The organism is Paenibacillus amylolyticus (genome assembly GCF_051136285.1).
In the GTDB taxonomy this organism is placed as follows: domain Bacteria; phylum Bacillota; class Bacilli; order Paenibacillales; family Paenibacillaceae; genus Paenibacillus; species Paenibacillus amylolyticus_F.
In genome coordinates this window covers 3,415,215-3,428,070 of record NZ_CP194938.1, presented here as the reverse complement: position 1 = coordinate 3,428,070, position 12,856 = coordinate 3,415,215, and the positions used below count along the sequence as shown (strand labels likewise).

The following is a 12,856-nucleotide window of genomic DNA, read 5'->3' as shown; positions in this document are numbered from 1 at the left end:
GTTTGCCGCCTGAAATCAACGGTTTGTATATCATAGTAGGAATAGAGTGAATTGGTATGGACGAGTACCCGGTTATCTTCATAGTCAGGAGCCGTTTTTCGGTTTATTCCATAGACTGGAGGGAGAGGGGAGGAGGGGGAGTCGTGGATTATCATGATTTGCTTGCTCGTTTGGGGGAAGGGAGTGCTCATCCTGGCGGATTCTCGGCAACTCTGCAGCTGCTCGATACGTTATCAATACCGGCAGGGGTCCATATTCTGGAGATTGGATGTGGCACAGGAAGAACAGCGTGTCATTTAGCTCGGCATGGCTGCCGTGTAACGGCAGTTGATCTTCACCGTCACATGTTGGATAAAGCGGTAAGGCGTGCTCGTAAAGAGCGGGTTGATGTGCGTTTTATTCAAGCCGATGTTGCCGCACTGCCTTTACCAGATAACCATGTAGACGTGGTATTTATCGAATCAGTTACGATCTTTACACCGTGGCGTAAGGCACTGTCCGAGTATTCGAGAGTACTGAAGCCTGGAGGGCTGCTTGTAGATCGCGAAATGATCCTGTCGGGAAGAAAAACGGATCTGATGAGCCGAAAGCTGAAACAATTTTATGGGATACGAACACTCGCCACTGTATTGGGCTGGAAGAAACGACTGAGGGAATACGGATTTTCTAACATTGAAGTTAAAGAGCACTCACGTAAGATGGGGAAGTGGGGTGTCGATCATGACCCTTTGCGTGAGATGGATATGAACTGGCTGGAGGATGAAAATGTACAGCGGATGAGTCGTACCAATGACCGGTTGCTTATGAAATACGGCAAAAGGCTGGGATATGCCGTATTCACGGCGAGAGTTCCTTCTGAAGCTAAGCATAAATAAAAAAAGGCAACTCACATTCGTTATGATGTGAGTTGCCTCATTTGGTATGGGTATGGTGCCGTAGAGAGATGTGCCAAGTAAATCTATGTTTAACAAAGGTGATATGTTACAGCATGTCGTTATCAATGATACGCCAGTGATGTTTGAGAAGTGCTTCGAGCTGTGGTTGGTCCTTGGCACGAAACGCATTTAAAATCTGCCGGTGCTCTTCATTGACTTCGTGCAGCACTTCGGATAATTTTGGCTTGTTATCGCTGACATACGACTGGCGAATAAAGCTGTTCTTAAGTGTGTTTAACATTTCAATAACGGTCGCATTGCCGCAGCGTTGAATGTACAGGTTGTGAAACAAATACTGATGTTTGCTGTATGCAGCAAGATCAAGCTGGTTGATGTCTTCATCCATGTGGTTGACCAGAGCTTCCATTTCTTTAAGTTCGGATGGTTTGAGATGATCCACTGCCAGCGTGGCGGCCAGTGCCTCCAGCACACCAATCGCTTGTGAGAATTCAAGTTTCTTGCTTGTGTCAAAAGGCGCAACAATAAATCCCCTGCGTGGAATATATTGCAGCAGATTGTCCGAGGTCAACTGAAATAAAGCTTCCCGGGTAGGGGTGCGGCTGATGTCCAGCTTTTTGCAGATCTCGGCTTCGTTAATCTTCTGGTTGGGAAGAAGTGTCCCGTTTTGGATCTTCTGGGCGATGTAATCATAGACGTGATCTTTCAAGGAACGGTATTTAGGTACCTCCATACCAAGTTCTCCCTTCTATATGTATGGTGATGATAAATGGTTATAAAGCTATACAGGACGCGCCGTTCGAGGTGTTTCAAGTTTTTATCATCTTACCATCGAGGGGGGAGTTGGGCAAGCGAGTTTGTTCCTGGATTGATGTATGATGAGAGTTGAAACGAAAAACATTTTATGGAATTAAAGTGTAAAAATGTTCTAAAAAGCGTTGTCATACACGTATAGGTTTGCTAGTATTGTTGGTGTATCCATGTATATCATAGTATGTATATTGTATACAGATTTAATAGTAATACATTCCGAAATCTTTTATATGGGGTGTGCGTTTCATCTTCAGAGGATACTAATGTTGGTTGTCAAATGTTGACCCAAGAGTTTTCAGACTGGGTGATTGCGGAAAAAGTGGAATCAAGTCGTAAACGCAGATCAGCTTGCATACACTGTTACTGTATTTTGTATACAATATTATGCGGAAGGTTGTGAAGGAATGCCGGATACCGAGATGTTCATCCAATGGTCGGAAACGTATGCTGCACCTAACTATCATCCACTTCCTATTGTTATTGAACGGGCAGAAGGAGTATGGGTAGAAGATCCTGAAGGCCGCCGTTATATGGATATGTTAAGTGCCTATTCTGCACTGAATCATGGGCACAGACATCCTGTCATTATTCAAGCGTTGAAAGATCAGGCGGATAAGGTCACATTGACATCGCGGGCATTTCACAGCCATTCTGCAGCAATTTTTTATCAAAGACTATCTGCATTTACGGGCAAATCCAAAATATTAGCCATGAACACGGGTGCAGAAGCAGTCGAGACAGCAATAAAGGCTGTGCGAAGATGGGCATATCGTTGCAAAGGAGTACCCGAAAATCAGGCTGAAATCATTGTGTGCTCTGGCAACTTTCATGGCAGAACTTTGACGGTTACTTCTTTTTCATCATCTTCTGAATATAAAAAGGACTTCGGGCCGTTCACACCAGGATTTCGAATCATTCCTTACGGTGATCTGGAGGCATTAAAACAAGCCATCACACCGAATACGGCAGGTTTCCTGGTTGAACCGATTCAGGGCGAAGCAGGGATTATTATCCCACCGGATGGATACTTGGCAGAGGCGTTTGCGATATGCAGACAGCAGCGAGTCTTGACTATGGCGGACGAGATTCAAACTGGATTCGGAAGAACGGGACGCCGATTTGCCTCCGATTGGGATCATGTTGAACCGGATATCTGGATTATGGGCAAAGCACTTGGAGGCGGTGTGATGCCGATTTCGGCAATTGCTGCCGAAGCGGACATCCTGGACCTGTTTGAACCGGGTTCACACGGTTCCACATTTGGGGGTAATCCGCTCGCTTGTGCAGTAGCCGTTGCCGCTCTGGATGTTCTGGAAGATGAGAAACTTGCGGAGCGCTCAGAGGAACTGGGAAATTATTTTATGGAACAACTTGCAGGTATCAAGAGCACTGCTATTCGGGAAATTCGGGGCAGAGGTTTATTCATCGGGGTTGAGCTCCATGGCTCTGCCCGACCTTACTGTGAACGCCTGATGTCTGCTGGTCTGCTTTGCAAGGAAACCCACGAAACCACGATTCGTCTTGCACCTCCGCTAACCATTAAGAAATCTGAGATTGATTGGGCTATAGAGATCATCAGAGAGGTGCTGCATGATGTTTGAGTTGTAAGGACTTCATAGTTGTAGTTCCATAATGATGAAAAGGGAGCTGATACCGGTGAAGAATGAGGATATTTTGGCTGCAGGGGAGCGAGTGGTGCATGATGATTTGTCTCGTCAGTATACCCGCCACGTAAGGACTCGTTACAATGAGGTAGCTCTTATCAAAGTTCCTTTTGGATTAGCTGGTGCGAGAAATGGAGCCGAGTTGGGTCCGGATGAACTGATCACCGCCGGGTTGAAGCGAGAAATTGCGAGTTTAGGGTTTCTCTTGTCCAAGGAAGTGCGTGTGGATTGCCCTACACAGCCCGCTATTCCAGCGGGGCGCAAGACAGTAAAGTATCTGAGTGAGGTTCGGCAGGTAAGTGAATTCGTTTGTCATGAAATATCGGCTGCTTTAGAAGATGGAGCCTTTCCGCTTGTGCTTGGGGGAGACCATAGTGTAGCCATTGGTACTCTGGCAGGATTAACTGCACATTACAGCAATCTAGGTGTGATCTGGTTTGATGCTCATGCAGACTTAAATACGGAAGAACATAGCCTGACAGGTAATATGCATGGAATGAGTGTGGCTGCATTTTTGGGACATTCGGCCTTTAACTTGTCAAAGATCAAAGGTGCAGGTGCTTTTGTTAAACCGTCTAATTTGGTATATGTCGGGCTTCGTGATCTGGATGACTATGAGAAAGAGCAGATACGAGCTTTGGGTATTCGGGCTTTTACGATGCATGATATTGATCGGATGGGTATGCAGCAAGTCATGGATCAAGCCATGGTTATCGCAGGAGAGGGAACGGACGGTATTCATGTCAGTTTTGATATGGATTGCCTTGATCCTCGTGAAGCGCCAGGGGTAGGGACACCTGTGCCGGGTGGGTTGAGTTATCGGGAAGCGCACTTTGCGATGGAGTGTTTAGCTTCAAGCAATCAAGTGGTATCCATGGAACTGGTTGAGGTAAATCCACTGCTTGATCAGAACCGGCATACGGCGAGACTTGGTGTTGGATTGATATCATCCTTGTTAGGCAAGTCTATTCTATAGAAGAAAGATAAAAGTTGAGAGGGAAAAAAGAGCAGTATGATCTATAAACTATGTAAGGCAGGGGAGTTACGTTAAAGGTCGAAGATTACGGTAGATCGTATACGTGACTCCTTTGTTGTTTTGATATGTTGAGATATGTCTGTATTAATGTTGGGTCCGTTGAGGAGGGGGAGTTAATGTTAGAAAGAATCATAGTAGTTCTGTAGAGAAGTGGGCCCTTGAGGAAAATTATGATGATTATAAAATAAAGTCTTGCATTGAGATATCATACATGGTATATTCTAATTCCGGCCAAGAAAACACACTTTAAAAAGTGAGGCAAGCAACTGAAAACAAGCTTCGAAAGAAACTTAAAAAAAGAGCTTGCAAAGTTGGTTTGGAAATGATATGATATAAAAGTTGCTGAAACGAATTGATGAAAGCAACTGAACAAGTTTGATCTTTGAAAACTGAACAACGAGTGAGTAAACATTCTGCTTGCAGAATGAACGCGAAAGTATGAGACAAGCCTTGGCTTGGATCGACTGGAGCACAAATGAGATTTTTAATCTCGTCAGATTCAAAATGAGCTTATCGCTCTTTTCAATACTTTATTGGAGAGTTTGATCCTGGCTCAGGACGAACGCTGGCGGCATGCCTAATACATGCAAGTCGAGCGGGCTTGAAGAGAAGCTTGCTTCTCGGACGGTTAGCGGCGGACGGGTGAGTAACACGTAGGCAACCTGCCCTCAAGCTTGGGACAACTACCGGAAACGGTAGCTAATACCGAATACTTGTTTTCTTCGCCTGAAGGGAACTGGAAAGACGGAGCAATCTGTCACTTGGGGATGGGCCTGCGGCGCATTAGCTAGTTGGTGAGGTAACGGCTCACCAAGGCGACGATGCGTAGCCGACCTGAGAGGGTGATCGGCCACACTGGGACTGAGACACGGCCCAGACTCCTACGGGAGGCAGCAGTAGGGAATCTTCCGCAATGGGCGAAAGCCTGACGGAGCAATGCCGCGTGAGTGATGAAGGTTTTCGGATCGTAAAGCTCTGTTGCCAGGGAAGAACGCTTGGGAGAGTAACTGCTCTCAAGGTGACGGTACCTGAGAAGAAAGCCCCGGCTAACTACGTGCCAGCAGCCGCGGTAATACGTAGGGGGCAAGCGTTGTCCGGAATTATTGGGCGTAAAGCGCGCGCAGGCGGTCATGTAAGTCTGGTGTTTAATCCCGGGGCTCAACCCCGGATCGCACTGGAAACTGTGTGACTTGAGTGCAGAAGAGGAGAGTGGAATTCCACGTGTAGCGGTGAAATGCGTAGATATGTGGAGGAACACCAGTGGCGAAGGCGACTCTCTGGGCTGTAACTGACGCTGAGGCGCGAAAGCGTGGGGAGCAAACAGGATTAGATACCCTGGTAGTCCACGCCGTAAACGATGAGTGCTAGGTGTTAGGGGTTTCGATACCCTTGGTGCCGAAGTTAACACATTAAGCACTCCGCCTGGGGAGTACGGTCGCAAGACTGAAACTCAAAGGAATTGACGGGGACCCGCACAAGCAGTGGAGTATGTGGTTTAATTCGAAGCAACGCGAAGAACCTTACCAGGTCTTGACATCCAACTAACGAAGCAGAGATGCATCAGGTGCCCTTCGGGGAAAGTTGAGACAGGTGGTGCATGGTTGTCGTCAGCTCGTGTCGTGAGATGTTGGGTTAAGTCCCGCAACGAGCGCAACCCTTATATTTAGTTGCCAGCACTTCGGGTGGGCACTCTAGATAGACTGCCGGTGACAAACCGGAGGAAGGTGGGGATGACGTCAAATCATCATGCCCCTTATGACCTGGGCTACACACGTACTACAATGGCCGGTACAACGGGCAGCGAAATCGCGAGATGGAGCCAATCCCAGCAAAGCCGGTCTCAGTTCGGATTGCAGGCTGCAACTCGCCTGCATGAAGTCGGAATTGCTAGTAATCGCGGATCAGCATGCCGCGGTGAATACGTTCCCGGGTCTTGTACACACCGCCCGTCACACCACGAGAGTTTATAACACCCGAAGTCGGTGGGGTAACCGCAAGGAGCCAGCCGCCGAAGGTGGGATAGATGATTGGGGTGAAGTCGTAACAAGGTAGCCGTATCGGAAGGTGCGGCTGGATCACCTCCTTTCTATGGAGAATCGTTTCCCGCGTGGAAACATTCAAAAAGTCTTCAGGAAGTATACTTCCGAAGCGAGCTTTACTTCGTAAAGCTTTCAACTCACTCGTTGCTCAGTTTTGAGAGCTCAAACTCTCAACACTTCTCGTTTATTCGACCGACACTTCTTGTGAACGGCCCGAATGAAACGATTTGTTCTTTGAAAACTAGATATCGAAACGAAACAAACGCGAATTAGAACATTCCTTTAAGCTGATCTTGTGCAAACAAGTGAAGTGTTTTATAAGGTAGATTGCTGGAGCGAGTGATCGAAATGGAGCGACTTTTGGATTTGCGCAAGCAAACCAAGCGGAGCGACAACTCGAACACGAGCGTCATGGTTAAGCTACTAAGAGCACACGGAGGATGCCTAGGCGCTAGGAGCCGATGAAGGACGTGGCGAACAACGAAACTGCCTCGGGGAGCTGTAAGCAAGCTTTGATCCGGGGATGTCCGAATGGGGAAACCCAGCTGGGGTAATATCCAGTTACTCACAACTGAATACATAGGTTGTGTAGAGGCATACCAAGGGAACTGAAACATCTAAGTACCTTGAGGAAGAGAAAACAATAGTGATTCCGTCAGTAGCGGCGAGCGAACGCGGAGAAGCCCAAACCAAGGAGCTTGCTCTTTGGGGTTGTGGGACGTCTCACATGGAGTTACAAAGGAACCGGTTAAGCGAAGAGGTCTGGAAAGGCCCGCCAAAGAAGGTAAAAGCCCTGTAGTTGAAAGTTGGTTCCCTCCGAGACGGATCCCGAGTAGTGCGGGGCACGTGAAACCCCGTATGAATCCGGCAGGACCATCTGCCAAGGCTAAATACTTCCTAGCGACCGATAGTGAAGCAGTACCGTGAGGGAAAGGTGAAAAGCACCCCGGAAGGGGAGTGAAATAGAACCTGAAACCGTGTGCTTACAAAAAGTCAGAGCCCGTTTTAGGGGTGATGGCGTGCCTTTTGTAGAATGAACCGGCGAGTTACGTTCCCGTGCAAGGTTAAGGTGAAGAGCCGGAGCCGCAGCGAAAGCGAGTCTGAATAGGGCGCCATAGTACGTGGACGTAGACCCGAAACCGGGTGATCTACCCCTGTCCAGGGTGAAGGTGCGGTAACACGCACTGGAGGCCCGAACCCACGCATGTTGAAAAATGCGGGGATGAGGTGGGGGTAGCGGAGAAATTCCAATCGAACTCGGAGATAGCTGGTTCTCCCCGAAATAGCTTTAGGGCTAGCCTCGGAAAACAGAGTCGTGGAGGTAGAGCACTGATTGGGTGCGGGGCCCGCAAGGGTTACCAAGCTCAGTCAAACTCCGAATGCCATAGACTTACTTCCGGGAGTCAGACAGTGAGTGCTAAGATCCATTGTCAAAAGGGAAACAGCCCAGACCATCAGCTAAGGTCCCCAAGTGTGTGTTAAGTGGGAAAGGATGTGGAGTTGCACAGACAACCAGGATGTTGGCTTAGAAGCAGCCACCATTGAAAGAGTGCGTAATAGCTCACTGGTCGAGTGACTCTGCGCCGAAAATGTAACGGGGCTAAACACACCACCGAAGCTATGGCTTGATGCATTGCATCAGGGGTAGGGGAGCGTTGTATAAGGGTTGAAGGTGTACCGTAAGGAGCGCTGGACATTATACAAGTGAGAATGCCGGTATGAGTAACGAAAAGATCAGTGAGAATCTGATCCGCCGAAAGCCTAAGGGTTCCTGAGGAAGGCTCGTCCGCTCAGGGTAAGTCGGGACCTAAGGCGAGGCCGAAAGGCGTAGTCGAAGGACAACAGGTCGAAATTCCTGTACCACCGTAAATCGTTACGAGCAATGGGGGGACGCAGTAGGGTAGTGACGCGGACTGATGGATGTCCGTCTAAGCAGTAAGGCTGATGTGTAGGCAAATCCGCACATCGTAAGGCTGAGCTGTGATGGGGAGCGAAAATTACAGTAGCGAAGGTCATGATCTCACACTGCCAAGAAAAGCCTCTAGCCAGATGAAGGTGCCCGTACCGCAAACCGACACAGGTAGGCGAGAAGAGAATTCTAAGGCGCGCGGAAGAACTCTCGTTAAGGAACTCGGCAAAATGACCCCGTAACTTCGGGAGAAGGGGTGCCCCGGTAGTGTGAATAGCACGAGGGGGCCGCAGTGAAAAGGCCCAAGCGACTGTTTAGCAAAAACACAGGTCTGTGCGAAGCCGTAAGGCGAAGTATACGGGCTGACGCCTGCCCGGTGCTGGAAGGTTAAGGGGAGTGGTTAGGAGTAATCCGAAGCTGTGAACCGAAGCCCCAGTAAACGGCGGCCGTAACTATAACGGTCCTAAGGTAGCGAAATTCCTTGTCAGGTAAATTCTGACCCGCACGAATGGCGTAACGACTTGGGCGCTGTCTCAACGAGAGATCCGGTGAAATTTTAATACCTGTGAAGATGCAGGTTACCCGCGACAAGACGGAAAGACCCCATGGAGCTTTACTGCAGCTTGATATTGAATTTGGGTACGATCTGTACAGGATAGGTGGGAGCCTTAGAAGCATGAGCGCCAGCTTGTGTGGAGGCACCGTTGGGATACCACCCTGATCGTATCTAGGTTCTAACCTGGTGCCCTCATCGGGTACGGGGACAGTGTCAGGTGGGCAGTTTGACTGGGGCGGTCGCCTCCTAAAGAGTAACGGAGGCGCCCAAAGGTTCCCTCAGAATGGTTGGAAATCATTCGAAGAGTGCAAAGGCATAAGGGAGCTTGACTGCGAGACCTACAAGTCGAGCAGGGACGAAAGTCGGGCTTAGTGATCCGGTGGTACCGCATGGAAGGGCCATCGCTCAACGGATAAAAGCTACCCTGGGGATAACAGGCTTATCTCCCCCAAGAGTCCACATCGACGGGGAGGTTTGGCACCTCGATGTCGGCTCATCGCATCCTGGGGCTGAAGTAGGTCCCAAGGGTTGGGCTGTTCGCCCATTAAAGCGGTACGCGAGCTGGGTTCAGAACGTCGTGAGACAGTTCGGTCCCTATCTGTCGTGGGCGTAGGAAATTTGAGAGGAGCTGTCCTTAGTACGAGAGGACCGGGATGGACGTACCGCTGGTGTACCAGTTGTTCCGCCAGGAGCACCGCTGGGTAGCTATGTACGGACGGGATAAGCGCTGAAAGCATCTAAGCGTGAAGCCCCCCTCAAGATGAGATTTCCCAGTATGTAAGACCCCTTGAAGACGACGAGGTAGATAGGCTGGGGGTGGAAGTGCAGCAATGCATGGAGCTGACCAGTACTAATCGGTCGAGGGCTTATCCAATAGCACGTTTGAGTTTGCGTAAGTTTCGTTTCGAATCTAGTTTTCAGAGAACAACACTCTGATGAATGGAAGAAGCTATGCTTCGACCAATCGCGTTTGGTGGCGATGGCGGAGGGGTTCCACACGTACCCATCCCGAACACGACCGTTAAGCCCTCTAGCGCCGATGGTACTTGGACCGCAGGGTCCTGGGAGAGTAGGACGCCGCCAAGCGATTCCCTTTGGGGTATTTTTTTTGCCCCCAATGATAGGGAAATAGGATGAACATACGGGCCTTTAGCTCAGTTGGTTAGAGCGCACCTCTGATAAGGGTGAGGCCGGTGGTTCGAGTCCACCAAGGCCCATAGTAATTAAATAAGAAGTACATGAATGGGGCCATAGCTCAGCTGGGAGAGCGCCTGCCTTGCAAGCAGGAGGTCAGCGGTTCGATCCCGCTTGGCTCCACCATTCCCTGATAGCTCAGTTGGTAGAGCACTCGACTGTTAATCGAGTTGTCACAGGTTCGAGTCCTGTTCGGGGAGCCATGGAGAGGTGTCCGAGCTGGCCGAAGGAGCACGATTGGAAATCGTGTAGGCGTCACAAGCGTCTCGAGGGTTCGAATCCCTCTCTCTCCGCCATAATACTTTTTTAGCAAGGCCCGTTGGTCAAGGGGTTAAGACACCTCCCTTTCACGGAGGTAACAGGGGTTCGAATCCCCTACGGGTCATAATTACGGAGGCTTAGCTCAGCTGGGAGAGCATCTGCCTTACAAGCAGAGGGTCGGGGGTTCGATCCCCTCAGCCTCCACCATATATATTTTAATGACGCGGGGTGGAGCAGCCCGGTAGCTCGTCGGGCTCATAACCCGAAGGCCGCAGGTTCAAATCCTGCCCCCGCAATTAAACTTTCCTAAGCGAAAGTGATCTGGAACCGTGGTGTAGTTGGCCTAACATGCCTGCCTGTCACGCAGGAGATCGCGGGTTCGAATCCCGTCGGTTCCGCCATTTTTTAATACTTTACACCATGCCGGTGTAGCTCAACTGGTAGAGCAACTGACTTGTAATCAGTAGGTTGGGGGTTCAAGTCCTCTCGCCGGCACCATTTTAGTATTTTGCATTAAGCTGTTTATACAGTGTATAATATAAGCTCTGGTGGTAATACTAAAAACTCATGCATGTATGTTTAACTCTTATGGCGATCGTGGCGAAGTGGTTAACGCACCGGTTTGTGGATCCGGCATTCGGGGGTTCAATTCCCCTCGATCGCCCCATAGTTTTCTATATTGGGGATTAGCCAAGCGGTAAGGCAACGGACTTTGACTCCGTCATGCATAGGTTCAAATCCTATATCCCCAGCCATTTATCATGAGTCATTAGCTCAGTTGGTAGAGCACCTGACTTTTAATCAGGGTGTCGAAGGTTCGAATCCTTCATGACTCACTTTCATATTTTGCGGTCGTGGCGGAATTGGCAGACGCGCACGGTTCAGGTCCGTGTGGGCTAACCCCCCGTGGAGGTTCGAGTCCTCTCGACCGCACCAATATTTATGCGGAAGTGGCTCAGCGGTAGAGCATCGCCTTGCCAAGGCGAGGGTCGCGGGTTCGATTCCCGTCTTCCGCTCCAATATTTGCGCCCTTAGCTCAGCTGGATAGAGCGTTTGACTACGAATCAAAAGGCCGGGAGTTCGAATCTCTCAGGGCGCGCCATTATTTCGTTCATATCGGGATGTAGCTCAGCTTGGTAGAGCACCTGGTTTGGGACCAGGGGGTCGCATGTTCAAATCGTGTCATCCCGATTTTTGTTTATGCGGGTGTAGTTCAATGGTAGAACTTTAGCCTTCCAAGCTAATAGCGTGGGTTCGATTCCCATCACCCGCTTAATGATTCAGTAAAAAGCCCGCAATGTGCAGGGCTTTTTTTATATTTGACCTAAGTGTTAGATCTGTTTGTTTGAAAGGCTACAGCAGTGCTGAGGCTGAAGGAACAACGTTTTTGAAAACGTGTTCGATTAACCTCATAAAACATCATTAAGGATAGACAAAAAGCTCCTTTTCTGTTTTGGCAGATAGGAGCTTATTTGTCTTTGATCGACTATTTATATGCGATTTACAAAATGGAATTTCTGGTATTAATATCTTTCCAAGATTGTCTGAGTCTTCAGGCCATCGGCGGGGATTAGCCAATTTTTGTTTTGAAGAAGTTGCAGCAACTGGCTACGTAGTCCTGAAACGGCTGCTGAGTCGTCTGTTTTGAATGAAACCTCGACGATATTTTCAATACCCGTACCTGCTGCGTTGCGGATTGGCCATACTTCCAGGGTAAGCTCCTGACCGTTCCATGTACCTTCATACCGTTGGAAGGTGATTGGGCCATAGGCACGGGCCTGTGTAAGCTGTTGTTTGCCCCAGTTGGAGGCAGACCAGTTTTTCAATTTACCGGGCAGCTTGTCCAAAAGCAGGTTCAAAGCGTTTTTCTCTGAAGGCAGCTGGGTACCTGTCGTTGTAGTATCTACTTTTTTCGTATTGGAGAAGCTTAGGGTCTGTTTGCTATATCCCCAGTCAATTTCGGCCTCATAGTTATCGTCTGATTTATCAAAGCCTTCCTGGTTGGCAAGGGTCAATGCTGCATCAATATCTCCGTTAATGACAGGATAACGTTTTTTGTAGGTTAACTCATAGTTGTTTTTGTCATCCTTTTTACGAAAACGAACATTCCAACCCTGGGCATCTAATCCGAGAGCGTTGGTGTCAAAGTACTCCACGTTGATGTTTCGTGGTGTGGCATTCAGGCCAAGAGTCTGGATAACCTCACTGCGTGGTGTTCCATTCGTGTTTAATACAAGCTCCGGCTTCGCCATGAACTTCACTTCGTATGCGGGAACGGCGTTGGCAGCAGCGGAAGCCTGCGGCGTGTCCAGAAATGTCAATCCACTTCCCAGGGTGACGATGCTTAGCATCAACGAGGCAGTTACCTTTTTCCACTTTTTCAAAACCAATCACTCTCCTAATCTGGATTAACGTACAGACCCCACTTTACCGTCCGAGAATATGAGCGCGATTAACGGGGAGTGCAAATTACGTTAACCCTGCATAGATT

5 protein-coding genes, 17 tRNA genes and 3 rRNA genes are annotated in these 12,856 nt (G+C 49.0%); 23 read left to right on the top strand and 2 right to left on the bottom strand.

The window, feature by feature from the left end:
- Positions 1–143 precede the first annotated feature (143 nt).
- Entirely contained in the window at positions 144–875 is a 732-nt protein-coding gene (locus ACR8BL_RS15015) for a class I SAM-dependent methyltransferase (protein ID WP_434748401.1), read from the top strand.
- A gap of 106 nt (positions 876–981) precedes the next feature.
- On the opposite strand, the gene ACR8BL_RS15010 is transcribed toward ACR8BL_RS15015, so the two are convergent.
- Positions 982–1,626, bottom strand: a complete 645-nt coding sequence (locus ACR8BL_RS15010; protein ID WP_434748400.1) for a GntR family transcriptional regulator — start codon at positions 1,624–1,626, stop codon at positions 982–984.
- A gap of 484 nt (positions 1,627–2,110) precedes the next feature.
- Between ACR8BL_RS15010 and ACR8BL_RS15005 the strand changes: the two genes are divergently transcribed.
- The 22 genes from ACR8BL_RS15005 (at position 2,111) to ACR8BL_RS14900 (ending at position 11,638) form a co-directional block, all read left to right on the top strand.
- Positions 2,111–3,307, top strand: coding sequence for an ornithine--oxo-acid transaminase (locus ACR8BL_RS15005; RefSeq protein ID WP_434748399.1), 1,197 nt, complete (start codon positions 2,111–2,113; stop codon positions 3,305–3,307).
- Positions 3,308–3,362: 55 nt separating this feature from the next.
- Positions 3,363–4,346: an arginase gene (rocF, locus tag ACR8BL_RS15000; RefSeq protein WP_434748398.1), complete on the top strand. Its 984-nt coding sequence runs from the start codon at positions 3,363–3,365 to the stop codon at positions 4,344–4,346.
- Positions 4,347–4,936: 590 nt separating this feature from the next.
- Positions 4,937–6,492 (top strand): 16S ribosomal RNA (locus tag ACR8BL_RS14995).
- Positions 6,493–6,858: 366 nt separating this feature from the next.
- Positions 6,859–9,784 (top strand): 23S ribosomal RNA (locus ACR8BL_RS14990).
- 95 nt (positions 9,785–9,879) lie between these two features.
- A 5S ribosomal RNA gene (gene rrf, locus ACR8BL_RS14985) occupies positions 9,880–9,996 on the top strand.
- Together the 16S, 23S and 5S rRNA genes with 17 tRNA genes alongside form the textbook arrangement of a ribosomal RNA operon.
- Before the next feature lie 57 nt (positions 9,997–10,053).
- A tRNA-Ile gene (locus tag ACR8BL_RS14980) sits at positions 10,054–10,127 on the top strand.
- 27 nt (positions 10,128–10,154) lie between these two features.
- A tRNA-Ala gene (locus tag ACR8BL_RS14975) sits at positions 10,155–10,230 on the top strand.
- Position 10,231: 1 nt separating this feature from the next.
- A tRNA-Asn gene (locus ACR8BL_RS14970) sits at positions 10,232–10,307 on the top strand.
- A 1-nt stretch (position 10,308) separates the two neighbouring features.
- Positions 10,309–10,400, top strand: a tRNA-Ser gene (locus ACR8BL_RS14965).
- A gap of 17 nt (positions 10,401–10,417) precedes the next feature.
- Positions 10,418–10,489: transfer RNA gene (locus ACR8BL_RS14960), tRNA-Glu, on the top strand.
- Positions 10,490–10,496: 7 nt separating this feature from the next.
- Positions 10,497–10,572: transfer RNA gene (locus tag ACR8BL_RS14955), tRNA-Val, on the top strand.
- 15 nt (positions 10,573–10,587) lie between these two features.
- Positions 10,588–10,661: transfer RNA gene (locus tag ACR8BL_RS14950), tRNA-Met, on the top strand.
- A gap of 27 nt (positions 10,662–10,688) precedes the next feature.
- Positions 10,689–10,766: transfer RNA gene (locus ACR8BL_RS14945), tRNA-Asp, on the top strand.
- 21 nt (positions 10,767–10,787) lie between these two features.
- Positions 10,788–10,863: transfer RNA gene (locus tag ACR8BL_RS14940), tRNA-Thr, on the top strand.
- Between the two features lie 93 nt (positions 10,864–10,956).
- Positions 10,957–11,032: transfer RNA gene (locus tag ACR8BL_RS14935), tRNA-His, on the top strand.
- A 13-nt stretch (positions 11,033–11,045) separates the two neighbouring features.
- A tRNA-Gln gene (locus ACR8BL_RS14930) sits at positions 11,046–11,120 on the top strand.
- 8 nt (positions 11,121–11,128) lie between these two features.
- Positions 11,129–11,201 (top strand) — tRNA-Lys (locus tag ACR8BL_RS14925).
- A 12-nt stretch (positions 11,202–11,213) separates the two neighbouring features.
- Positions 11,214–11,301: transfer RNA gene (locus tag ACR8BL_RS14920), tRNA-Leu, on the top strand.
- A gap of 8 nt (positions 11,302–11,309) precedes the next feature.
- Positions 11,310–11,384: transfer RNA gene (locus tag ACR8BL_RS14915), tRNA-Gly, on the top strand.
- Positions 11,385–11,390: 6 nt separating this feature from the next.
- Positions 11,391–11,467, top strand: a tRNA-Arg gene (locus ACR8BL_RS14910).
- A 15-nt stretch (positions 11,468–11,482) separates the two neighbouring features.
- Positions 11,483–11,556, top strand: a tRNA-Pro gene (locus ACR8BL_RS14905).
- 11 nt (positions 11,557–11,567) lie between these two features.
- A tRNA-Gly gene (locus ACR8BL_RS14900) sits at positions 11,568–11,638 on the top strand.
- Positions 11,639–11,888: 250 nt separating this feature from the next.
- Here the strand turns inward: ACR8BL_RS14900 and ACR8BL_RS14895 are convergent.
- Positions 11,889–12,749 carry a hypothetical protein gene (locus tag ACR8BL_RS14895; RefSeq protein ID WP_434748397.1) on the bottom strand — a complete coding sequence of 287 codons (861 nt, stop codon included), beginning with the start codon at positions 12,747–12,749 and terminating at the stop codon, positions 11,889–11,891.
- Between the last annotated feature and the right edge of the window lie 107 nt (positions 12,750–12,856).